The sequence below is a fragment of the Actinomadura sp. NAK00032 genome (assembly GCF_013364275.1).
GTDB lineage: Bacteria > Actinomycetota > Actinomycetes > Streptosporangiales > Streptosporangiaceae > Spirillospora.
Genome location: NZ_CP054932.1, coordinates 5,509,167 through 5,531,862 on the forward strand (window position 1 = coordinate 5,509,167; position 22,696 = coordinate 5,531,862).

Here is a 22,696-nt window from a genome sequence, read left to right on the forward strand (position 1 = left end):
GGCCGGCCCGGCCGGCCGCCCGAATGTGAGGAGGCGACATGACCGTCCGACACGATCGGCACCGCGCCGGGAACGCCGCCCCGGCGTCCCGCCCGACAAGGATGACCGTCCTGATCGGTAATGCCCGCGAGGTGCGCAGAGGCTATGAAGTGATCTCCCCCACCCGGCTGATGCGCACCTGGCGGCTGCTCACCGCCGTGAACGAGGAACTGCACTCCGACGGCGCCGACGACGCGGCCGCCCGCCGGGCCGCCATGGTGTTCAACGCCCTCCGGAGCGAAGTGGTCCGATCGATCTCGCCGCGGCTGGCCGCGGAGGTGCGCGAGCTGCTGCCGCCGCTCGACGAGAACTCCGGCGTCGCCGGGACACGCGCCGCGTGCTCGGGCGCGCTCAGCTGGCTCGACAGCCTGATGACCTCGATGCTCATGCAGCTCGCCGAACAGGGCGGACCCGCCGGCCGGACGAACGGGATGCCGTCCGTCGACGGGCGTCCGCCCGCGGCGGGGAGGACGCCCCGGACACCGTGATCGTCACACTGTGCCCGGGTCGACCCGCCGACTGGTGCGGCGGCGCTTCCAGCGGCGGAGTTCGTCGGTGCCCCAGACGATGAGCGGGAACACGGCGATGATCGCCAGGACGTCCCAGGGCAGGGCGGCGGTGCCGAACAGGTCCTGCAGCGGCGGCAGGTAGATCAGAGCGGCGGCGAACAGCAGTTCGAAGGCGATGCCCGCGAGCAGGAGCGGGTTGCCTGCGAGGCCGACCTCGCGGAGGGACGCGTGGTCGGTGCGGGCGGCCATGGCTGTACCGATCTGGCACGTGACCAGGCCCGCGAACGTCGCCGTCGTGGCGGTCAGGTAGGCGTGGTGCAAGGCGGCGCCCTTGCCGGTGGGATCGCCGGGGTGCCAGCCGGCACGCCACAGGACGTAGAAGAACACCAGCATGACCAGTGCGGCGGAGACCAGGCCCAGGTAGCCCCAGGCGCGGATCAGCATGTCGCGGGAGATGACGCCTTGGGAGGACGGGCGCGGCGGACGGTTCATGATGCCGGGCTCGGCGGGTTCGCGGCCGAGTGCGAGCGCGGGCAGTGTCTCGGTGCCGAGGTCGATCGCGAGGATCTGCAGGACGGTGAGCGGAAGCGGGATCAGGCCGCCGCTGAGCGCGAACACCAGGAAGGGGACGATCTCCGGGACGGCGTGCGCGAAGATGTACAGCATGAATTTGCGGACGTTGTCGTAGACACGGCGCCCGGATTCGATCGCGGTGACGATGGTCGCGAAATTGTCGTCTGTCAGGACCATGGTGGACGCCTCGCGGGCCACGTCGGTGCCCGAACGTCCCATCGCCACACCGATGTGGGCTTGGTGCAGGGCCGGGGCGTCGTTGGCGCCGTCCCCGGTCATCGCCACCACCTGGCCGTGGGCGCGTAGCGCGTCGGCGACCTTCAACTTGGTCTCCGGGGACGAGCGGGCGAAGACGATCTCGGCGTCCCCGGTCAGCAGTTCGTCCAGTTCGACGTCGTGGACCTGCTCAGACTCGGCGACCACATGGAGCCGGGGGACGCCGATGCCCACCTCCGCCGCGACAGCGGCCGCTGTGACCCCGTTGTCGCCGGTGACGATGTGGACGCGCAGCCCCGCGTCGTGGCAGCGGCGCACCGCGCCGGCGACCTGCGGGCGCGGCGGGTCGTAAAGCCCGACCAGGCCGAGGAGGCGCAGCCCGGTCTCGGCCTCCTCCCGGCGCTCGGGCACCTCGCCGCCGTCCGGGAGATCCCGGACGGCCACCGCCAGCACCCGCAGCCCTCGGCGCGCGAGGTCGTCCACCATGGCCATGACCGCAGGGCCATCGGCACCGGTGGTGCGGGCCAGGACGGCTTCGGGCGCGCCCTTGGCATAGACGGTGAGGCGCTCGGCGCGCTGTCCGATCGTGGACATCAGCCGCAGCCGCGCGTCGAACCGGAAGATCGCGCGGCGCCGCTCGTCCCGCGCAGCCAGCAGCGCCGCGGCGTCCGGGCCGGCTCCCTCGACCAAGGCGATCTCGGTCGGGTCGCCCTGCAGGTCGCCGCTCTCGGTGACGGAGACGGTGGTGCATTCGGTCATCGCCTCGGCGAGCGCTTGGGGCGGAGGCTCAGCGGTGACAATCCCTGTCTCCAGGGTCCAGTGGGCTTGGAGGCGCATCCGGTTCTGGGTCAGGGTGCCTGTCTTGTCGGTGCAGATGACGTTGGTGGAGCCGAGCGTCTCCACAGCGCTGAGCCGCTTGACGACCGCGCCCTGCTTCGCCAGGACGCGTACGCCGACCGCCAGCGCGAGCGTGATGGTGGGCAGGAGTCCTTCGGGGACGTTGGCGACCAGCAGCCCGATGGCGAACATCAGCGCGTCCCTCAGCGGCAGCCCGACCAGCGCGCCGATCAGCAGGAACACCGCGCCCATGCCGACCGCGACCGCCGCGATCAGCCAGGCGACCTTCTTGACCTGCACCTCCAGCGGGCTGTCGCGGCGGGGCGCGCGCTGGCTGAGGGCGGCGATGCGGCCGAGTTCGGTGTGCCCGCCGGTCGCGAAGACGATCGCCTGCGCCTCACCGCCGGTGCAGGTCGTCCCGGAGAACACCAGATTCGGTTCGCGCAGCAGCGGGGCGCCCTCCTCCGCGGGGGCGGCGACCCGCTCCACCGGCGCCGACTCGCCGGTCAGCATCGACAGGTCGACCTCCACCGCCCCGTCGGTCAGCCGCGCGTCGGCGGGGATCTTGTCGCCCTCGGCAATCATGATCAAATCACCCGGCACCAGCCCGGCCGCCTCGACCGCCTGCGCCCGCCCGTCCCGGACGGCGTGGGCCTGCTCGGGCAGATAGGCCGCCAGCGCCTCCACCGCGCGTTCGGCCTGGTGCTCCTGCAGCAGCGCGAAAACGGCGTTGATCAGGATGACCGCGAGGATCGCCCAGCCCAGCACTCCCATTCCGGCGATGAACGCCAGCGCGCCGGCACCCCACAGCAGCAACGCCAGCGGATGGGCCAGCTGGCCCGACAGCAGCCGCACCAGCGACCGCTTCTCTCGCCGCCGCACCTGGTTGGGCCCGTAGACGGCCAGCCGCCGGGCCGCCTCACGCGCGGACAGCCCCCGGTCGCCGGTGCCCAGTTCCCTGCGCAGCAGCGGCAGGGGTTCCCGCGGATCGGCGCTCGGCTCGGCCGCGCCCGTCGCGGTGCCCGCGTGATGTCGTCTGGCGGGCATGGCTCAGCGAAGACGTCGCACGTCGGGGGAAGGCTGGTCGGCGACCAGCCGGGAAGGCCTCAGCACCACCTCACGGGTGTCGATGCCCCCCGCCTCGAAGATCATCACTGCGCCGAACACCTCGTCCTGGACGGCGCCGCACGACACCTCGACGCCCTGGTCCGCCATGGCCTGGACGAGCATGCCCTCCGAACCGTCGCCGAACCGTACGGACAGGCGCCCGAACGCCGCGGCGCGGACGGCGACCTTCCCGTCCAGCCCGAACTCCGGCGTGCCCGCCGCCGGTTCGAGACCGAGGAACCGCAGACACGGGGTCTTCTCGTGCAGCCTTCATGCACCGCGCCCAGGCCCGCCTCGCCGAGCCGCCTGGTCTCGACCTGCACGCCGTCCGTCAGTAGCGCGAACGACCGCGCGCCGGAAAGCCGCTCCGTCATGTTCCCACCGTCCAACGGCTGGCCTCGCCGATCAGCGCCCCAAGGTCATCGGCCGCCGGGACCATGGTCCTACGGGAGCCTCGACCACAATGACTGCCGGCTCCCGCGCACGCACTTCCGGAGAGTGCTGGAGGCGGGAGAAGTCCTCCGCCGCTTAGGCAGCGTTTCGAGTTGGACGGTGCGCGGTTTCCCGCTTCTCCGTCCCTTCCTTGGGCCTCTCCCGCCCACCTCCATTCCACCTCGCTGGCCCCGGTACCGGCAGGGACCAAGGTCCTCGGTTCAGGAAGGTGCGCCTCGTGGGATTGTGGCGGGGATTGTGACGCGGAAGATGGTGTGGTCGGCGGCGATGAGTTCGGCGCGTCCGTCGTGCGCGGCGGCCACGGCCTGGACGATCGCCAGGCCGAGGCCGGTGCCGCCCGCGGTGCGGGAGCGGCCGTGGTCGGCGCGGACGAACCGGTCGAAGATCTCGTCCTGTCGATCGGGCGGGATGCCGGGACCGTCGTCCTCGACCTCCAGGACGACGCCATTAGTGCGGGCGGCGAGCCGGACGGTGACGTGGGTGCCGGGCGGCGTGTGGGTCCGGGCGTTGGCGAGCAGGTTCGCGATCAGCTGGTGAAGGCGCCGATCGTCACCCGTGACGGTCACCGGCTCCTCGGGGAGCACCAACTCCCAGCGGTGACCGGGACCGGCGGCACGGGCGTCGGCGGTGGCGTCCAGGACGAGCCGAGTCAGGTCGACCGGACGGGTGTCGAGAGGGCGGCCGGCGTCCAGACGGGCGAGGAGCAGCAGGTCGTCGACCAGTTCGGACATGCGCACCGACTCGGCCTCGATGCGTCCGAGCGCGTGCCGCACCTCCACCGGGACGGGCTCGGACGTGCGCAGCGCGAGTTCGGCATGGCCCCGGATGGCGGCGACGGGCGTGCGCAGTTCATGGCTGGCGTCGGCGGCGAACCTGCGCAGCCGCTCCTCGCTGGCATGGCGGCGGGCCAGCGCGTTCTCGACGTGGCCGAGCATCCGGTTCAGCGCCGCACCGACCTGGCCGACCTCGGTGCGGGGGTCGGCGTCGGGAACCCGCTCCGGCATCGCCACCTCCCCGCTGGCCAGCGGCAGTTCGGTGACGCGGGACGCGGTGGCCGCGACCCGGCGAAGCGGGCGCAGCGCCAGCCGCACCCAGGCCGCCGCCGCGACCCCGGCGGCGGCGAGCACGGCGGCGAAGAGGACGGCCTCCACCAGGATCAGGCGATGCACGGTCTCCTCGACCGGATGCAGGGGCAGCCCGGTGATCAGCACGTCGCCGTCGTCGCCGCGCACTGCCGCCATCCGGTACTCCTCCAGCGCCGACAGCGACAGCGGCCGACCGCGGCCGTCGGGCGGGACGGCGGCCAGTTCGCGCCGGTCGGCGGCGGTCAGCGGAACGGGTTCGACGTCGTCGCCGCGGACGATCACGGCCTGCGTCACCGAGCCCCCGAACAGCCGGGCGCCGAAGGTTCCCGGCGCCTGCCCGCGGGTGTCCGGGCCGTTGTCGGCGTCCCGGTGGCGTTCATGCTCCAAGCTCGCCGGGAACCTGCCGCCGGACGCGGTCAGCTGCTCGTCCAGCCGCCCGACGAGGAACCGGTCGAGCGCCACCGCGGTGGCGATCCCGACGGCGAGGCAGCTCAGTGCGAGCAGGACGACCAGTCCGGCGGTGAGCCGGGCCCGCAGCGTGCGCGAGGCCCTCACGAAGCCTCCGGCTTCAGGACATATCCGACACCGCGGACGGTGTGGATCATCGGCGTCCGGCCCGCGTCGATCTTCTTGCGCAGGTAGCTGATGTACAGCTCGACGACGTGGGCCTGGCCGCCGAAGTCGTAGTCCCAGACGCGGTCGAGGATCTGAGACTTGGACAGCACCCGGCGCGGGTTGCGCATCAGGAACCGCAGCAGCTCGAACTCGGTCGGGGTCAGTTCGACGAGCCGCCCGTCGCGGGTCACCTCGCGGGCATCCTCGTCCATGGCGAGGCCACCGACGGTGAGCAGCCGCGCGGCATCCTTCTGCCGCGTCATGCCGGCCCGGCGCAGCAGCCCGCGCAGCCGCGCCAGGACCTCCTCCAGGCTGAACGGCTTGGTCACGTAGTCGTCACCGCCCGCGGTGATCCCGGCGATGCGGTCCTCGACGGCGTCGCGCGCCGTCAGGAACAGCACGCACACCTCCGGCGTCTCGGCGCGGAGGCGGCGCAGCACCTGCAGACCGTCGATGTCGGGGAGCATCACGTCCAGCACGACCGCGTCGGGGCGGAAGTCGCGGGCGGCGGCGATCGCCTCGGCGCCGTCCCCGGCGGTGCGGACCGCCCAGCCCTCGGAGGCCAGCACGCGCGACAGCACATCGACCAGATCCGGCTCGTCGTCGACGACCAGGACCCGGACGGGCGTGCCGTCGGCCCGCCGCAGGCTCGCGGATCCGGGTTCACTCGTCATAGTGCGGCCAGCGTCTCCTTCCCACCTCTGAGTTTCCTCTGAAACGGCTCTGAAGGGGCGTCTTCCCCACGGTGTCAGAGGGAACTCAGAAATTGCGTTGGCAGGGTGGCCGGCATGACCGTGACCAGACCCGACATCCCGCGGCCCGTCACCCGGCCGCCGCGTCCGGCGTGGCGCGTGCCGTCCTCGTGGCCGCAGGTCCTGATCTACGCGGGCGCCGTGCTCGTGCTGGCGCTGTGGTGGCGTAGCACCGGCTCGGTCGCCGGACTGGACGGCTGGCTGACCGAGGCTGGGCGTGTCACCGGACTCCTCGCGGGCTACGGATGCGCCGTCCTGCTCGCCCTGATGGCGCGGGTGCCGGCGTTGGAACGGGGCGTCGGTACCGACCGGCTGGCGCGCTGGCACGCGATGGGCGGCCGGTACACCGTCTGGCTCGTCATGGCGCACGTCCTGCTGATCATCTGGGGGTACGCGGTGACGTCCCGCACGGACGTCGTCCACCAGACGGTGACCGTGGTGCTCGACTATCCCGAGATGCTCAAGGGAACGGCAGGGTTCGTCCTGCTGCTGGGGGTGGGGGTCACCTCCGCGCGGGCGGCGCGGCGCAGGCTGCGGTACGAGATCTGGCACTACCTGCATTTCGCGACCTACCTGGCGATCTTCCTGGCCTTCTCGCACCAGCTCGCCAACGGCGCCCAGTTCGTCGGCAGCGCCTGGGCGCGGGCCGCCTGGTACACGCTGTACATCGGGGTCGCCGTGCTCCTCGTGTGGTTCCGCTTCCTCACACCGGTCATCGGCGGTGTCCGGCACGGGCTGCGGGTCGCCGCCGTCCGCGCCGAGGCTCCCGGGGTCGTCTCCGTCTACATGACCGGACGCGACCTGACCAGACTGCACGCCGAGCCGGGGCAGTTCTTCCGCTGGCGGTTCCTCGCACCCGGCCTGTGGTGGGCGGCCAATCCCTACTCACTGTCGGAACCGCCGCGCGGGCACCGGCTCCGCATCACGGTCAAGCAGACCGGGGACCACAGCCGCGCCCTCGCCCGGCTCCGCCCCGGGACGCGGGTCTGGGCGGAGGGCCCCTACGGCGGCTTCACCGGCACGCGACCCCGCCACGACCGGGCGCTGCTGCTCGCCGGCGGCGTCGGCGTCACCCCGTTGCGGACCCTTTTCGAGACGCTCCCCGGTGATGTCACCCTCGTCTACCTCGCCCGCCGCCCGGAGGATCTGGTCCTGCGGCGCGAGCTCGACGCGGTCGCCGCCGCGCGGGGCGCGCGCGTGCACTACTTCGTGGACGAGCCGTCCGAGTACTCGCTCCCGCTGACCGGGCGGGCACTGCGGTCGGTCGTCCCCGACGTGCGGCACCGGGACGTCTACCTGTGCGGGCCGCCCGGCATGACCAACGCCGCGCTGCGGGCCCTCCGCCAGGCCGGCGTGCGGCGCCGCCACATCCGCACCGAGTCGTTCGAATTCTGAGAGGCCGAGCATGCGCCGAGCCACGATCGCCACCGGGACGACCATCGCGGGCGTCGTCCTGCTGCTGTCGCTGAAACCGCACCACCAGGCGGTCTCAGTGGCGCGCCCGCCCGCCCCGGAACCGCCCGCGCCCGGCGGACACGCTGCAACGGCAACCAACGCGACCTACCGGGGGCAGAGCGTCGACACCCGGTACGGACCCGTCCAGGTAGAGATCACGATGTCGAAGGGCCGCCTCACCGCCGTCCGGGTGCTGCGCGCCCCCTCGGCGAACGGCCGCGACCGGGAGATCGCCGCCATGGCCCTCCCCCGGCTCACCCGGGAGGCGGTCGCGGCCGGCGGCGCCCACATCGACGCGGTCTCAGGAGCGACCTACACCAGTGAGGGGTACATCACGTCCCTGCAGAGCGCCTTGGACCGTGCCCATGCCTGAAGCGATCCGCCACGTCGAGCACGTGATGGGGACGGCGGTCACCTTCGACATCCGCACGGACTTCACCCCCATCGTCGCCAAGGCGCTTGAAGAGGCCATCGCGTGGCTGCATCATGTCGACCACGTGTTCTCCCCGTACAAACCCGAGAGCCAGATGTCTCGCCTGGCGGAAGGCCGCCTCACGGTCGGCGAATGTGATCCCGACGTCGCCGATGTCCTGCACCACTGCCACGTGCTGGAGCAGCTCACTGGAGGAGCGTTCACCTGCCGACCCGGTGGACGGCTCGACCCCAGCGGCCTGGTCAAAGGTTGGGCGGTCGAGCGGGCGTCCACGATCCTGTACGAGGCCGGCGCGCTCGACCACTGTGTGAACGGGGGCGGCGACATCCAGACACGCGGGGAGGCCCGCCCAGGACGCCCGTGGCGGGTCGGCATCACCGACCCCCACCACCGCGACCGGCTCGTCGCCGCCGTGGCCGGACACGACCTCGCGGTCGCCACCTCCGGCACCGCCGAACGCGGCCCCCACATCATCGACCCCCGCACCGGACATCCCGCCGCGGACCTAGCCTCGATCACCCTGGTCGGACGCCACCTGAGCGACGTCGACGCCCTCGCCACCGCCGCCTTCGCCATGGGAGGCGCCGCACGCACCTGGACGGACGCGCATCCCGACATCGAAGCACTGGTCGTGGCCTCCGACGGCTCCACCTGGTGCACATCCGGCTTCGAAGACGTCGCCCTGGCCGTCGTCCCGCCAGACCGGCCGATGTAGGACGGCGCGTTCTCGCCCTGCCTAACGGGACCGGCCGATCACCGCGACCGGACACTCCGCGTGATGGATCACGCCGTGGCCGACGGAGCCGAGCCCGGGCACGCCCGATCGGTGACGGCTCGCACCGACGACGAGGAGATCGGCCGCCCGGGACACCTTGCACAGAATGGACACCGGATGCCCGATCAGCACATCGTTCACCACCTCGACCAGCGGATGGCGCTCGCGCAGCGGGGCGTAGGCTGCGATTATCCCGGCACGCCGCTCGTCGTTCATCTGCTCTTCGTCAACGGCATAACCTGACTCGGCAAGGCTCGCTGCGATCTGCCAGGCGTGCACCACGCGCAGCCGCGCCCCGCGGACGGCCGCGGCATCGAAGGCGTACTCCAGCACATCGTTCGCCTCCTCCTCGATGTCGCATCCCACCGCGACCTCCCCGTGGTCGGGGCCTGCCTCCCCCCGTACCACCACGACCGGAACGGCCGAGTGCCCGGCCACACGACGGCTTACGGAACCAAGCAGGAGACCAGCGAAGCCGCCATGGCCGCGCCGGCCGACGACCAGTTCCAAAGCCTTCTCCGACTCGTCCCGCAGCGCGTCCGGCGGCGTGTTGACCACAAGCGCTGTCGTCACTCGCAGCCCGGGCCAGCGCGTCCGCACGTGTTCCTCAGCCTCACGCAGGACGGCGCGACCCGCATGTGACACGCGCTCCGACTCATCGGGCAGGGCGAACCGCCGAACCTGATACGGCCAGATTCTCGCCGCGTGCACGATGTGCAGCGGCCGGTGGCGCCGCACCGCATCGGCGGCCGCCCAAGCGACGGCGCGCTCCGCGACGCCGGACCCATCCGTCCCCACGACGATCGGTGCCGACATGGCCTCCCCCAATGATCAAGCATGTTGCACAGCTACTTCCACACTTATGAGCGCCGACCGTCGGGCGCAAGGGACCAAGGTCCGGCATCGAATGGGATTGCTCGGAACAGGGTTCAGCGTGGATCCGCTGCGGGTAGTGCACCGGTGTCATTGCAGGTGGGGACGTGTCATGACCGTAGCGGGCCCGTTCCTGAAGGAGGTCGGGCCAGTTGGAGGAGACGAACTCCGTCACGGCCGGTGCTCTGGCCGAGGAACGCTTCTTCGCCGGGATGCCCGAGCCGCACCGCGCCGCATTGGCGGCCATCGCCGTCGTCGTCGCGGCCCCGGCCGGGCACCGCTTCTTCGAGGAGGGTGATCAGGCCCAGCGGTTCTGGCTGCTCCGCTCCGGCAAGGTCGCGCTGGATCTGCAGGTGCCCGGCCGCGGTGCGGTGGTGGTGGAGACCCTGCCGGCCTCGTCGATGCTGGGTTGGTCGTGGCTGTTTCCGCCGCACCGCTGGAGATTCGGCGCGGTCGCCGCGGCGCCGGTGACGGCTTTCCGGTTCGACGGGCGGGGGGTACGGGAACTCTGCGCCGCCGACCTCCGTCTCGGCCACGACCTCCTCCTGCGCTTCGGGGCCGTGATGCTGGACCGGCTCGAAGCGACCAGGGTCAGGATGCTGGACCTGTACGCGCACCCGGAGGAGCTTCGATGACTCCGGCCACGGCGCACGGCCCCATGGCGCCCGTCCCGTACCGGGTGACGGACCGGCACGCGGAGACGGCCGACACGGTCACGTTGGCGCTGGAGCCCGTTGAGGCGGCCGTCCCAGAGCCAGTTCCCGGCCAGTTCACCATGATGTACGTCTTCGGTATCGGTGAGGCGCCGATCTCGGTCAGCCGCGTCGGGCCGTTCCGGGCAGTACGGGGTTCCCGACCCGCACGCGGAAGAGGGCCGGTACTGGAGCAGACCGTCCGCGCCGTCGGCGCCGTGACCCGGGCCGTATGCGGGACGCGGCCGGGGAGGGTCGTCGGGCTGCGGGGGCCGTTCGGCACCGGCTGGGGCCTGGACGAGGCACGGGGATGCGATCTGGTGCTCGCCGCCGGCGGGATCGGGCTGGCCCCGCTGCGGCCAGTGGTGCTGCGCGCCCTGTCCGACCGGAGTGCCTTCGGCCGGATTTCAGTCCTGATCGGTGCGCGCACCCCGGATGACCTGTTGTTCACCAGTGAGCTCGACACGTGGCGGGCGAAAGGCGCCCAGGTCGAGGTCACGGTTGACCGGCCGACTCCCGGGTGGGCCGGTCACGTCGGACTGATCACGGCGCTGGCGGGGTCAGTTGAGGTCGACCCGGCCCGCGCCGCGGCGTTCATCTGCGGACCGGAAGTGATGATGCGCCTCACCGCCGAGGCGCTCATCGGGCTCGGGATGTGCCCTGCCGACATCCGGCTGTCCTTGGAGCGCAATATGCACTGCGGGCTCGGATGGTGCGGGCACTGCCAGCTCGGGCCGCTGCTGCTCTGCCGCGACGGGCCCGTCCTGCCGTACGAGCGCGCGGTGCCGCTCATGACCGTCAGGGAGCTGTAGGCATGGGACGACCGACCCTGGCCGTTTGGAAGTTCGCCTCCTGCGACGGCTGCCAGCTGACCCTTCTGGACTGCGAGGACGAACTCCTCACCCTCACCGGACGGATCAAGATCGCGTACTTTCTGGAGGCGACCGCCGCCGCCGGGGACGGCCCGTACGATGTCTCCCTGGTCGAAGGATCGATCACGACGCCGACCGACCTCGACCGCATCCAGCACGTCCGGGCGGTATCGGGCAAGCTGATCACGATCGGGGCGTGTGCAACCGCCGGAGGCATCCAGGCACTGCGTGACTTCGCGGACGTCGAGGAGTTCACCTCCGTGGTCTACGCTCGCCCGGAGTACATCGCCACGCTCGCGCGGTCCACGCCCATCTCAGCGCATGTACCGGTGGACTTCGAACTGCGGGGGTGCCCGATCGACCGGCGCCAACTCGTGGAGGTGCTGGCGGCTCACCTGACCGGCCGTACACCCGACGTACCCGGGCACAGCGTCTGCTTCGAATGCAAGAGCCGCGGGAGCGTCTGCGTCATGGTCGCGCGCGGCACCCCGTGCCTGGGGCCCATCACCCACGCGGGGTGCGGCGCGATCTGCCCGGCGTACGGCCGAGGCTGCTACGGCTGCTTCGGCCCCTCCCCCGCCTGGAGCGGCACTCGGCCCAACACCCGCGGGCTGCTGCCGTGGCTCGACATGACCGAGGACGAGACGCACCGAGTGCTGTCCACCTTCAACGTCTCGGCGTTCCGCGAGGAGCAGCGACCCGAAGGGGCGGGGGATGACGCACCGCAATGACCGGACATTGAAGGTCGGGGCTCTTGCCCGGGTCGAAGGCGAGGGCGCCATGTACGTCCGGGCCCGCGGCCGGGCCGTCGAGGAGGTTCGGCTCGACATCTACGAGCCGCCGCGGTTCTTCGAGGCGTTCCTGCGCGGCCGCGCCTACACCGAACCGCCGGACATCACCGCCAGAATCTGCGGCATCTGCCCTATCGCCTATCAGATGAGCGCGTGCCAGGCCATCGAGGCGGCCTGCGGCGTCAAGGTCGGCGGCACCCTCAGCGAGCTGCGCCGCCTGCTGTACTGCGGTGAGTGGATCGAGAGCCACGCCCTGCACGTCTACCTGCTGCACGCGCCCGACTTCCTCGGCTACCCGGGCGCGGTGGAGCTGGCCCGCGACCACCGCGCCGTCGTCGAGCGGGGCCTGCGGCTGAAGAAGGCGGGCAACACGCTGCTGGAGGTGCTGGGGGGCCGAGCGATCCATCCGGTGAACGTCCGGGTCGGCGGCTTCCACCGGACGCCGGCACGCACCGAGCTGGCCCCGCTCGCCGAGTTGCTCCGCCAAGCCCGCGACGACGCGCTCGCCACCGTGGAATGGGCGGCGGAATTCGAGTTCCCCGACTTCGCTCATGACCATGAATACCTCGCCCTGTCCACCGGACGGTACCCGCTGGAGAGCGGCGTCCTGCGCAGCAGCGCAGGACGCGCCTTCTCCGCCGCGGAGTTCGAGCGGAACATCGTCGAGGAGCAGGTCCCCCACTCGACCGCCCTGCACGCCCGCTTCACCGACGGCGGCCCGTACCTCACCGGCCCGCTCGCCCGCTACTCCCTCAACCGCGACCGGCTGTCGCCCCTCGCGCTCGAGGCCGCGGACCGGGCCGGACTCGGCATCGAATGCCGCAACCCGTTCCGCAGCATCCTGGTCCGTGCGGTCGAGATCGTCTACGCGGTGGACGAGGCGCTACGGATCATCACCGCCTATGAGCCGCCGCCCCGCCCGGCCGTGCCGGTGCCGCCCCGGGAGGGGACCGGACACGGCGTCACCGAGGCGCCGCGCGGCGTCCTTTACCACCGCTACGGCTTCGGCCCGGACGGCCTGATCCGGGCCGCGCGGATCGTCCCGCCGACGTCCCAGAACCAGGCCGCCATCGAGGACGACCTGCGCCGGTTCATCGCGGCGCATCTCCATCTCGACGACCACGCCCTGACCCATCAGTGCGAGCAGGCGATCCGCAACTACGACCCCTGCATCTCCTGCTCCACCCACTTCCTCGATCTCACCGTGGAGCGGTCGTGACCGTCGTCATCGGCGTAGGCAACGACTTCCGCCGCGACGACGGTGCGGGGCCGGCGGTGCTCGAGGCGCTCCAGGGCAGGGTGCGGGCGACTCTCGCGGTGACCGACGGCGAGCCGGCCCGGCTCATCGGGCTGTGGGCGGGCGCCGACCTGGCGATCGTCGTGGACGCGGTATGCGCCGAGCCGCCCGTTCCCGGGCGGATCCACGACCTCGGCGCGGAGACGGCGGCTCTGGCCGCGTGCTCCGTCACCGGTCACGCCCTTGGGCTCGCCGATGCCGTCGCGCTCGGACTCGCCGTCGGCCACATGCCCGCCCGCCTGCGCGTCCTGGCGATCGAGGGGCTCGATTTCGGCTTCGGCCACGGGTTGAGCCCCGGAGTGGCGGCCGCTGTCACCGCCGTCGCCGACCGGCTGGCCGTCGCACTGGCACCCGGCGGGGAGGAGCCGGCCGAGTCGATCGCCGGACACCCGCGCCGGCAAAAGGACCACTCGTCGTGAACACACTGGAACTCACCGACCTCAGTCTTCTCCACGCCGCGCTCCGCCGAGCCGGGTACACCGTCATCGGCCCGACCGTCCGCGACGACGCCATCGTCCTGGCGGAACTGGACTCGGTCGAACACCTGCCGTACGGATGGGGCGTCCGGCTGAGCCCCGGCGGCTACCGGCTGCGCCGCAGGGAGGACGGCGCCGCCTTCGCTCACGCGGCCGGGCCCCAGTCCTGGAAACCCTTTCTGCACCGGTCAAGAGTCAAGCTGTGGGAGGCGCGCCGGACCGAGGACGGCTTCGAGACCGAGGAGCACGCACCCGACCCGGCCCGCTTGGCACTGCTCGGCGTCCGGCCGTGCGATCTGCGCGCCATCGCCGTCCAAGACCGCGTCCTGATGGGCGGCCGCCACGTCGACCCGTCCTATGCGGGACGGCGCCGGGATGCCCTCATCATCGCCGTCAACTGCACCGAGCCCGGTGAGACCTGCTTTTGCGTCTCCATGGGCACCGGCCCGCAAGCGGGCCCCGGATACGATCTCGCGTTCACCGAACTGATCGGCGAGGACGGCCCGCGGTACATCGTGGACGTTGGCACCGAGGCGGGCGCCCTCATCATGGACGACCTGCGCGCAGGACCCGCGAAGCCCGCCGACGTGGACCGAGCCCGTGCGGAGGTGACGGCCGCCGCCGACCGGATGGGCCGGGAGATGCCCGCCCTGGGCCTTCGCGACCTGATGGCGGGCAGCCTGGACGCGGCTCGCTGGGACGATGTCGCCGAACGCTGCCTGAGCTGCGGCAACTGCACCATGGTGTGCCCGACCTGCTTCTGCACCAGAGTGACCGACACCACCGACCTCACAGGCGATCACGCCGAGCGCTGGCAACTCTGGGACTCCTGCTTCGACCCGGACTTCTCCCACCTGCACGGCGGCGAGGTCCGCGCGTCCGCGAAGAGCCGCTACCGGCAGTGGCTCACCCACAAGCTCGGCACCTGGCACGACCAGTTCGGGTCCTCTGGCTGCGTAGGCTGCGGTCGCTGCATCGTCTGGTGCCCGGTCGGGATCGACCTCACCGTCGAGGTGGCCGCGCTGCGCGCCGAAACCACCGACCCCACGGCAGACATCACCGAGTGAGGTGGTCCGCGCAGCCGTCAAGCGTGCACAGTTCCCAACTGCGGACCCGGCCACGCGGCCGAGTCCTCGGCCCGGCAACATCGTGAACGGGCTTCGACCAGCAGCGCTGCCGCCTCCTCTCCGTCGATTGAACCATCCGGCGACGCGCACCCCTTGCGTCCTACCACTGGCTGCCCGGCTACAACCTGCCCAGCATCTGCGAGCGACCCTGCGCTGTTCGGGACGGAGGTGCGCGCCTTACGGGCCGAGGGCGTCCAGCAGCGTTGGCGTGGCGGCGCCTTGGGGCGGACGGTGAAGGCTTCGCTGGAGGCACGGCGGTAGTTGGTCTCCAGGGCATGGCGCGACCGGGTGCCCCGCTTGAGTGACGAGACCGGCGCGGGGCCTGGTCGGGAACCGGCCGCGGTCGCGGACGCCGTTGTACGGGACAGGCGCGCCCAGCAGGCGATCTGACACCGCCGGCCTTGGACGCGCACGGTCCCCCGTACTGGACCGGGCGGGGTTGACATTCACCGTCACCGATGCGTCCACGGCCACACGCCGCTTGCCGCAGGTTCCGGCGACTGCGCGATAGCCGGCGAACGGCTCAGGTCAGGTCGGCCAGGATGGTTTCAGCGGCTCGACGTCCCGATACCAGGGCGCCCTGGATGGACCCGGTGTCGCGGTGGTCGCCGCAGATGTACCGGCCGGTGCGCAACCGGACCGGACGTCGCAGCGGCAGAGGCGGCGGCATCGCCGGAAGGGCGGCCTCGACCCGGTACGAGGCGATGTGCCGCCAGTCTGCGGTGTCGCCGTAGATCTCGGTCAGCCGGTCACGCACCAGCGCCTCGCCGGTGTCGATGCCGAGCACGGACGTCGAGATGAGCGCGCGGTCGTCCGGGGAGTACTCAGGTGCTGCGTCGGTCAGGACGAGCGTGTCGGTGATGATCCCTTCGGCGTCCAGGATTTGGACGGGCTCCTTTAGCGGAGATTCCGGGGCCACGTGGTAAAAGGTCGTGACCGGACGCATCACCGGTGCCTCGATCTCGGGTTCGAGTTCGGCCGCGCCGGCCGGGTCGGTTGCGACGACCACGGTGCCGGCGTCGATCGCCTCGCCGCTGCCGGTCTCCACTCCCTCGTCGGTGATCCGCCGGACGGGCGTGCCGAGCGACACCGCCCCGTCCGGGAGCCGGGCGGCAAGCTGCTCCGGTACCCGGCCCATTCCCCGCGCGGGGACGCAGATGGTGCCGCGCGCGAAGGACCGCCAGATCAGATGGAAGAAGCGGCTGGAGGTCTCCAGCTCGCGCTCCAGCAGCACCCCGGCCAAGAACGGGCGCAGCAGCTTCTCGATCATCTCCTCCGAGACGCCCCAGTGGCGCAGCTCCTCACTCGTGTCGCGTTCGGCACCGTCACGGACCCAGGACCCCGGGACGGCCAGGTCGCGAGCGGTCATCGCCGCCAGCGCGGCCTTGTCCCGGACGGACCCCACGTCGGCGAGGGCGCCGCTCAGCGCATGCTGGGGATGCCTCCACGGCAGCATCACGCGTTCGCGCACTCCCTGATGGAAGACCAGCAGCCCGGAAGCGAACGACCGCAGGTCCAGGGCCTTGAGGTCGAGGACGCGCCGGGCCTCCGGGTAGGCGGTGTTGAAGACCTGGAAGCCCCGGTCCAGGCGGAAGCCCTCCACGATATCCGTGCGCATCCGGCCGCCGACTCCGTCCGACGCCTCCAGCACCCGCACCGGTACACCGGCCCGGTGCAGCCGCACCGCACAGGCAAGCCCGGACAGACCCGCCCCCACGACGATCACGCCATCGGACATCTGCCCCCACTTTCCTCGTGGCCGCAATCCGCCCGTCACCATGCCCGCGATGAACGTGTCTACCCCGGTCACCGGAGGCGGTGTCATCGGGATGTGCATGTGTGCATGGGGGGACGAAAGGGTCTCTGCATCGCAAACCGCCACAATGGGGTAAATCGCGGCCGGCCCGGCCCACGCCTCCATGCACCGTGCAACCGTGTCCGAGCTGTCGGCGGCGATCCATCTCCCGACGCGGGGCCGTGAGGTCGTGGTGGTCGATGTTCGTGACAGACCGGGTGGATGCCACGGATCGGCGTGCGCCGGTCCGTCGCGGTCGACATGGGCGCTTCGGCGCTGACCACGCCGCAGATGCTGGCGGACACGTTTAGCGCGGCGAGTGGATTCCGGTGCCTGAACCGGTTCGTGGCGGCCTACTGCCCGGTCCGGCCCGGCCGGCGACTGGCGATTGGCACTACGCAGGCCCGCAGTACTCGTCCCGCCTGGTCATGCACTTCGGGATCGTTCACCGGCCGCCGGTTCAGGCACATGAAACCGACCGCGCCCGAGACCGCTACCGCCGCGTACGAACCGTACAGCGGCATCCTGGACGAGATCGCCGCGGCCGGCCACGATGTGCTGACCGCGCGGGCGCGGGTGCCATGCCACCGCCGGGCCGCGATCTTCGCGCGGCACATGCTGGCCGCCTTCGCCGCCGGCCGCGCCGAACGGCGGCAGCCCGCCGGCGTGCGATGCTGATGGTCGAGTGCGCACTCGCCCGCAACGGAGCACTTCGCTGATCTCGGCGGGGTCCACCGGAGCCGTCGTGACTTGCGCGGTCCGTGCTTTCGGGCGGTGAGAAGGCGTGGCGCGCTCGGCAGTGGCTGTGGCGCTCCCGACGTTCGCGGGACGGCGTGGCTGCCGCTCGATCCTCGCGTCCGCCAGCGCGTTGACGCAAGGGCCGGTGCGGCCCTGCCGCGGTCATGAGCGCGTCGACACCTGCGCGGTCAAGGGGTTCGCAGAGCCGCTTCCTGACCAAGCGCGTCCACAGGCCGACCACCGCAAGACGGACGTCCGGTCTGTGGTAACTGGCCCGACCGGCGGAGAGACTGCAAGGAGGCCCAGTCCAACGGGTCAACCCGCCGTATCGGCGAACAAGCCCAGGGAGACGATATAGGCAGAAGATCCTTATGAGACCACGCACCAGGCGGCTACCGTCCCCTCTCGGTCTGCGAACACCGTCGGGGCGGATCCTGCCCTCCTGAACCTTGTGGTTTAGGAAAAGTCGGGCCGCCGGCGTGCTGGTGGACACCGCCCCACCGTGCGACCCGCTGTAGCTGTTCATGCGTGCCGACGTGGACATCCGCCGGGAATCATCGAGCAGTTCTTCAGCGGCGGCGCAGGCGGCCCTCCGCCGTGGCAGGCGTCGTCGCGGCGCAAACCGACCTCACCGCTGCCGTCGATGATCAGCCCCGCCCTCGTACCGCCGATCTCACCGATTGCTGAGGACCGATCGAGAGGAAATGACCATGCTGGTCCGCGAAGCCATGACCACGCCTGCGGTGACGGTGACGCCGTCGGCCACCGTCCGCCAGGCCATGCGAGTACTGCTCGAGCACGACGTGACCGCGCTGCCGGTCATCGACACGACGGGCCGGCTCGTCGGAGTCGTCAGCGAGATGGATCTGCTGCGCGGCGCGTTCGAGGCGGATCCCCGAGCCTTCGCAAGGCCGCTGAGCGGCAACCCGGAAGCACCCGAGCCCCGGCACGTCGATGAGGTCATGACACAAGACGTACGTACGGCGCGCCCCACCACGGACGTCGCCGAACTGGCGGCGACCATGGTGCGAACGAGGGTCAAGAGCGTCCCGGTCCTCGACGGGGAGGCCATCGTCGGTGTCATCAGCCGCCGCGACCTCATCGCGACGCTTGCCCGGGGCGACGCCCGCATCCGCGACGACGTCCTGGCCTCGATCGCCGCCTACGCACCGGACGGCGGGCCCTGGGAGGTCACAGTCGAGGACGGCGTGGTCCGGCTGAGCGGGCGCATCGACGAGCAGGCCGAGCGGATCGTCGAGATACTCGCCCGGACCGTGCCCGGCGCCACCCGCGTCCTGATCAACCCCTCCCCCTGACGGCGGCGCGGCCGACGGCGGCGCTCGTCGGGCGCCCTGTGGCGTCAGGGGCCGATACTGGCTGGTTCTCGGGCGATGGCGATCCGCCAGATCAGCTATCGGTTTCCCGGTGTCAGGCGGTCTGGTGCCCAGGACGCTCCGTACTTTGCAGTCCTGGAGCTAATCCGCCCCAAGATCGCGGCCTTCAGCGCGCGAGTCGTCGACCAGCCCCGTCCCCGGCGACGCCATGGGGCTGCGACCCTCATCTCGAATCTGGCCGGGCGCCCACCAGTCTTTCGGCCGACACCGGCGCCCCGAACCCGCCTCTCACAGCGGCCGTCCGAGACCACGACCGGTCGGCGCGGCCTGCGCCTGCGCGGCACGTTGCAGTGCTGTCAAGCCGATGAGCGTCTCGCCCACCCGTGCGAGCCGACCGCGATCAGGTCGGTGCCCTCGCACCAGCGTCGGACACATGCTGCCGCCATCAGGCCCTTGCGCACCGGCTGGCCAGAATCCTCTACCATGCGAGCGGCGTTTCGCAAGATCACTCGTCGCCGACGAGCACGGCCCGCCCGTCTTCCCGCCGTGGTCGGCGACGGCCTAGTCATGCCACGCCGCTCAAACTGAGGACACGACGCCCAGCACGTCCAGCTCGACCGCTGGCGCATCGAGGATCGAGTTGTGCACGGTGCAACGGCCCACGGCGGACTCCAAGCCCCTCAGCGCCCCCGCCGGAATGTCGACCGGGGGACGCAGGTGGAGGCGAATCCGCGCAACGCGAGTCGGGACGCCGGGGTCCATGACGAAGCCGGCGGTGACTTCCAACCCGGTGGCCGGTAGCGCACGCCCTGCGAGATAGCGGCGGGCGTGGTGCGCCGCGCATGCCGCCAGCGCCGCGACGAACAGTTCGACCGGTGTCGGGCCCTCGTCCATGCCGCCCGAGATGTACGGCTGATCCACGTCGATCACGTGGTCCCGGATGAGCAGGGTGAAGGCGTCATTCTCACGGTGGACGACCCTGATCTCCTCCATCGAAAAGTCGCCTCCCTCGTTGATTCGTGGTTCGTCCTTCACCTGCAGTCTCCCCGGCGCCCACATCGCATGGTGAGTGCCGAAGGTCCCGCCCGGACGGGCTGGAAGGCCCACGCCCCGAGCATCAGGCAGGGGCGTGACCACCGTGGCAGCGCAGCGGAGGCGGTGCAGCAACGCATGTCCGGCGGAGCCGAGGAGCAGCCCGGCGAAACCACCGGGCCCCTCGCCCCCACGACGAGGGGCCAGCGTCTGCTGAAGGCGTTCGCACGCGGGGGTTTCGCGTCCGTGGACGATCTCGGAAACGTGGACGCAATGGCTTCCCGATAGGGTGCCGGGTTTACAGGCAGCCGAGCGGCAACGGTGCTGGTGGGCGCCGACGACGAGCCCGGTTGCGGTCCAGGAGATGATCTTGTGCCCTGGCCGGTCGCGAGCCGGCCAGAACACAGGCGGGTCCGCGCCTTCGGCCACCTCGTTGATCCGGGTGCACCGCGCCGTCGGGTCCGGCGGCATGCTGCCAGTGGCCCGGCCATCCCGGTTCTGGCGTGCACACCGGCGATTTCACGCTCTGGACCAGGACGGCATGGCACCCGGCCCAGATCGACACGAGCTGCGAGACGTAACGGCCGCCCGCCGCGTCTCAAGCAGGTCAGAAAGGGCTCCGCCAGTGTCGCTCGTCGAGTGAGCGGCACGCTCACGGATTCCTTGTGCCCCCGCTTTGCCGCCGCCAGGACATCCGCCGACCGCCCCACCGCCGCGACGCGTGCCACCGCCACGGCTGTAGGGCCGGTGACACTCCACTGCCGGAGGAAGCCGAGGCGAGGAGTCCCTCGCGACATCGGGGACGGTGGTCTACTGCCCACCACCCCGTTTCCGTCAGGCGAGGCTGGACACATTCCCCGGAAGGAGGAGGCGACGAATGAACGATGATCACGGGGGCGCCGTCCTCGTCGGCTACGATGGCTCACCCGCTGGCGATCAGGCCCTGCATTGGGCGGTCGAAGAGGCTGACCTCCGCCGTGTTCCCCTCACCGTCTGCCATGCCTGGCACTGGCCCTACCCGTCGAGCCCGCCGGACGACGACACCCTGGAGATCTTCCGTGCGGCGGCCGCGATCGTGGCGGACGAGGGCGTGCGCAAGGCCCATGCCCAGGCCGAGGACATGGACGTCCACTGGCGGCTGGAGCGCGGCCAGTCAGGCACAGTACTGCAGGAGGCCGCCGTGGATGCCGGCTTGGTCGTGCTCGGGGCGCGGGGCCACGGCGGGTTCGGGGGCCTGTCGGTCGGTTTCACCGCTGTGCAGGTCTGTGCCCGCGGTGCCCGGCCGGTCATCGTCGTACGGTCAGGCCAACCACAGGTCGGGGGCCACGGTGGGCGGCTCGTGGTCGGCGTGGACGGCTCACCGGCCAGCGAGGCGGCCCTCGGCTTCGCCTTCGAGGAGGCCGCACTGCGTAGGGCGTCGGTGACGGCCGTATGCAGTTGGTGGGACCCGGCAGTGCTCCCCGGCCCGGACCGCGTCCCCTTCACGGATCCACAGGTGATCAGGAGCGAGGCCATGGCACGGTTCGACCAGGCCGTCGCGCCATGGCAACGCGAACACCCCAACGTGCCACTGGACACCGAGTTCGTCGTCGACCCGCCGCGTCAAGCCCTCGTCAACGCCGCCCAAGGCGCTGCCCTGCTGGTAGTGGGCGACCGCGGAATCGGCTCGGTGCCCCAGATGCTACTGGGTCCGGTCACCCAGGCCGCGCTGCAGCAGGCCCCTTGTCCAGTCGCGGTTGTCCCGGCACAGCAGGCCGAATAGCGAGGAGGGGTTCCAGAAGAGCGAGATAGGGGCGCAACCGAGGTCTTCACGCGGGGCTGGGCCGGAGAACGGCACGGCAGCCGAGGGCACCGGGCGGTCCGCTACGGCGATCGGAATGAGGAGAGTGCCATGTCCGCACCGATCACCATCGGTACCGATGGTTCGGGCGAGTCGACGCGCGCACTCGATTGGGCGGCCGCCGAGGCGGCCTTGCGCGAACGTCCGCTGCGCATCGTCCACGCGGTCGAGAGCTGGCCGTACACGACGGCGCACTTCGCGCAGGCTGAGACCGCCGACCTCGTTGCCCGCGCCGGGAGGATGCTCCTGGCGGCCGCCCGTGAACGCGTCAAAGAGCAGTGGCCGAGCCTTACGACGACGACCGCTTTGGTGAGTGGGGAGACGTGGCAGGCTGTAGGCGCCCAGTCGGAGAAGGCGTTCGAGCTGGTGGTGGGAAGTCGTGGCCAGGGCGGTTTCGCCGACCTGCGACTGGGTTCCACAAGCCTGCGCATGGCCGAGCTGTCCACCGTCCCGGTGGTGGTCGTGCGCGGGAACGCGGCCGGTGGTGGCGAAATCCTCGTCGGCGTCGACCCGGTACGGGATCTCGGCGCGGTCCTCGACTACGCGTTCGACTCAGCCGTGCTCCATCGTGTCCGGCTCCGCATCGTCCACGCGTGGCAGACGCTTTCGACCTTCCTGGAGGCGGGTTACTCCGACGCCGAGCACGTCGAAGCGGAGTTGAGGAAGGAGGTCCTTGATGCTTACCGACCGCTGCACGGCCGGTACCCGGGAGTCAATGTCGTCGAAGACATTGTTTTGGAGCATCCGGTGACCGCGCTGGCCAAGGCCTCGCGCGAGGCCCGCCTGCTCGTGGTCGGTGCCCACGACTGGCATTGGAGCTCGCCCCAACTCGGTTCCGTAGGGCACGGAGTCCTGCATCACGCGCAGTGTCCGGTAGCGGTCGTTCCGGCCCGCTGATCTTCAACCCCGCCGCGTGCCGCTCACCCGCAGGCCCGCACCCGGCGTGCCGCGCCCGGCAGAGCGTATGTCCCAGGTTCGGG

Annotated in this window: 21 protein-coding genes; 14 read left to right on the plus strand and 7 right to left on the minus strand. The window is 71.2% G+C overall.

Features of this window, described 5'->3' with window-relative positions; genetic code table 11:
* Window positions 1–38: 38 nt before the first annotated feature.
* Window positions 39–527 (plus strand): hypothetical protein, encoded by a 489-nt coding sequence (locus HUT06_RS25745; RefSeq protein WP_176198070.1) that lies wholly within the window; start codon window positions 39–41, stop codon window positions 525–527.
* 3 nt (window positions 528–530) lie between these two features.
* Here HUT06_RS25745 and HUT06_RS25750 read toward each other — a convergent pair whose 3' ends face one another.
* The 4 genes from HUT06_RS25750 to HUT06_RS25765 form a co-directional block, all read right to left on the minus strand.
* On the minus strand, window positions 531–3,221 hold the full coding sequence (locus HUT06_RS25750) for a cation-transporting P-type ATPase (RefSeq protein ID WP_176198071.1): 2,691 nt from the start codon (window positions 3,219–3,221) through the stop codon (window positions 531–533).
* A 3-nt stretch (window positions 3,222–3,224) separates the two neighbouring features.
* Window positions 3,225–3,548, minus strand: a complete 324-nt coding sequence (locus tag HUT06_RS25755; RefSeq protein ID WP_368407040.1) for an acetate--CoA ligase family protein — start codon at window positions 3,546–3,548, stop codon at window positions 3,225–3,227.
* Window positions 3,549–3,934: 386 nt separating this feature from the next.
* Complete coding sequence (locus HUT06_RS25760) at window positions 3,935–5,374, minus strand: cell wall metabolism sensor histidine kinase WalK (RefSeq protein ID WP_176198073.1); 1,440 nt, start codon at window positions 5,372–5,374, stop codon at window positions 3,935–3,937.
* Window positions 5,371–6,108 carry a response regulator transcription factor gene (locus tag HUT06_RS25765; RefSeq protein WP_176198074.1) on the minus strand — a complete coding sequence of 246 codons (738 nt, stop codon included), beginning with the start codon at window positions 6,106–6,108 and terminating at the stop codon, window positions 5,371–5,373. The genes HUT06_RS25760 and HUT06_RS25765 overlap by 4 nt, the downstream gene beginning before the upstream one ends.
* A 114-nt stretch (window positions 6,109–6,222) precedes the next feature.
* Here HUT06_RS25765 and HUT06_RS25770 point away from each other — a divergent pair, with 114 nt between their 5' ends.
* Genes HUT06_RS25770 through HUT06_RS25780 form a run of 3 tightly spaced genes read left to right on the plus strand, consistent with a single transcriptional unit; the run spans window position 6,223 to window position 8,789 of the window.
* The gene (locus HUT06_RS25770) at window positions 6,223–7,581 is read left to right on the plus strand and encodes a ferric reductase-like transmembrane domain-containing protein (RefSeq protein WP_176198075.1); all 1,359 of its coding nucleotides are present in this window, start codon (window positions 6,223–6,225) and stop codon (window positions 7,579–7,581) included.
* Window positions 7,582–7,591: 10 nt separating this feature from the next.
* A complete protein-coding gene (locus tag HUT06_RS25775) occupies window positions 7,592–8,014 on the plus strand; it encodes an FMN-binding protein (RefSeq protein WP_176198076.1) in 423 nt (140 codons plus the stop codon).
* Complete coding sequence (locus HUT06_RS25780; RefSeq protein ID WP_217711457.1) at window positions 8,007–8,789, plus strand: FAD:protein FMN transferase; 783 nt, start codon at window positions 8,007–8,009, stop codon at window positions 8,787–8,789. Before HUT06_RS25775 ends, HUT06_RS25780 begins: the two co-directional genes overlap by 8 nt.
* A gap of 21 nt (window positions 8,790–8,810) precedes the next feature.
* Here the strand turns inward: HUT06_RS25780 and HUT06_RS25785 are convergent, their stop codons facing one another.
* Complete coding sequence (locus tag HUT06_RS25785; RefSeq protein ID WP_176198077.1) at window positions 8,811–9,665, minus strand: universal stress protein; 855 nt, start codon at window positions 9,663–9,665, stop codon at window positions 8,811–8,813.
* Window positions 9,666–9,874: 209 nt separating this feature from the next.
* On the opposite strand from HUT06_RS25785, the gene HUT06_RS25790 reads away from it, so the two are divergent.
* From HUT06_RS25790 to HUT06_RS25815, 6 genes are read left to right on the plus strand one after another with little or no spacing between them, the layout of a single operon-like run.
* Window positions 9,875–10,357 carry a cyclic nucleotide-binding domain-containing protein gene (locus tag HUT06_RS25790; RefSeq protein ID WP_217711458.1) on the plus strand — a complete coding sequence of 161 codons (483 nt, stop codon included), beginning with the start codon at window positions 9,875–9,877 and terminating at the stop codon, window positions 10,355–10,357.
* On the plus strand, window positions 10,354–11,226 hold the full coding sequence (locus tag HUT06_RS25795) for an FAD/NAD(P)-binding protein (protein ID WP_176198078.1): 873 nt from the start codon (window positions 10,354–10,356) through the stop codon (window positions 11,224–11,226). Before HUT06_RS25790 ends, HUT06_RS25795 begins: the two co-directional genes overlap by 4 nt.
* 2 nt (window positions 11,227–11,228) lie before the next feature.
* Window positions 11,229–12,017, plus strand: a complete 789-nt coding sequence (locus HUT06_RS25800) for an oxidoreductase (RefSeq protein ID WP_176198079.1) — start codon at window positions 11,229–11,231, stop codon at window positions 12,015–12,017.
* Entirely contained in the window at window positions 12,001–13,296 is a 1,296-nt protein-coding gene (locus HUT06_RS25805) for a Ni/Fe hydrogenase subunit alpha (RefSeq protein ID WP_176198080.1), read from the plus strand. The genes HUT06_RS25800 and HUT06_RS25805 overlap by 17 nt, the downstream gene beginning before the upstream one ends.
* On the plus strand, window positions 13,293–13,793 hold the full coding sequence (locus tag HUT06_RS25810) for a hydrogenase maturation protease (RefSeq protein ID WP_176198081.1): 501 nt from the start codon (window positions 13,293–13,295) through the stop codon (window positions 13,791–13,793). The genes HUT06_RS25805 and HUT06_RS25810 overlap by 4 nt, the downstream gene beginning before the upstream one ends.
* The gene (locus HUT06_RS25815; RefSeq protein ID WP_176198082.1) at window positions 13,790–14,917 is read left to right on the plus strand and encodes a 4Fe-4S dicluster domain-containing protein; all 1,128 of its coding nucleotides are present in this window, start codon (window positions 13,790–13,792) and stop codon (window positions 14,915–14,917) included. Before HUT06_RS25810 ends, HUT06_RS25815 begins: the two co-directional genes overlap by 4 nt.
* 583 nt (window positions 14,918–15,500) lie before the next feature.
* Here the strand turns inward: HUT06_RS25815 and HUT06_RS25820 are convergent.
* A complete protein-coding gene (locus tag HUT06_RS25820; protein ID WP_176198083.1) occupies window positions 15,501–16,715 on the minus strand; it encodes an NAD(P)/FAD-dependent oxidoreductase in 1,215 nt (404 codons plus the stop codon).
* 279 nt (window positions 16,716–16,994) lie between these two features.
* On the opposite strand from HUT06_RS25820, the gene HUT06_RS25825 reads away from it, so the two are divergent.
* Both HUT06_RS25825 and HUT06_RS25830 read left to right on the plus strand, forming a co-directional pair.
* Window positions 16,995–17,450: a hypothetical protein gene (locus HUT06_RS25825; RefSeq protein WP_176198084.1), complete on the plus strand. Its 456-nt coding sequence runs from the start codon at window positions 16,995–16,997 to the stop codon at window positions 17,448–17,450.
* A 770-nt stretch (window positions 17,451–18,220) separates the two neighbouring features.
* Window positions 18,221–18,826, plus strand: coding sequence for a CBS domain-containing protein (locus HUT06_RS25830; protein WP_176198085.1), 606 nt, complete (start codon window positions 18,221–18,223; stop codon window positions 18,824–18,826).
* 597 nt (window positions 18,827–19,423) lie between these two features.
* On the opposite strand, the gene HUT06_RS44780 is transcribed toward HUT06_RS25830, so the two are convergent.
* Window positions 19,424–20,347, minus strand: a complete 924-nt coding sequence (locus HUT06_RS44780; protein ID WP_254715386.1) for an OsmC family protein — start codon at window positions 20,345–20,347, stop codon at window positions 19,424–19,426.
* Between the two features lie 406 nt (window positions 20,348–20,753).
* Between HUT06_RS44780 and HUT06_RS25840 the strand changes: the two genes are divergently transcribed.
* Window positions 20,754–21,638 carry a universal stress protein gene (locus tag HUT06_RS25840; RefSeq protein WP_176198086.1) on the plus strand — a complete coding sequence of 295 codons (885 nt, stop codon included), beginning with the start codon at window positions 20,754–20,756 and terminating at the stop codon, window positions 21,636–21,638.
* Window positions 21,639–21,767: 129 nt separating this feature from the next.
* Window positions 21,768–22,613: a universal stress protein gene (locus HUT06_RS25845; RefSeq protein WP_176198087.1), complete on the plus strand. Its 846-nt coding sequence runs from the start codon at window positions 21,768–21,770 to the stop codon at window positions 22,611–22,613.
* Window positions 22,614–22,696 lie beyond the last annotated feature (83 nt).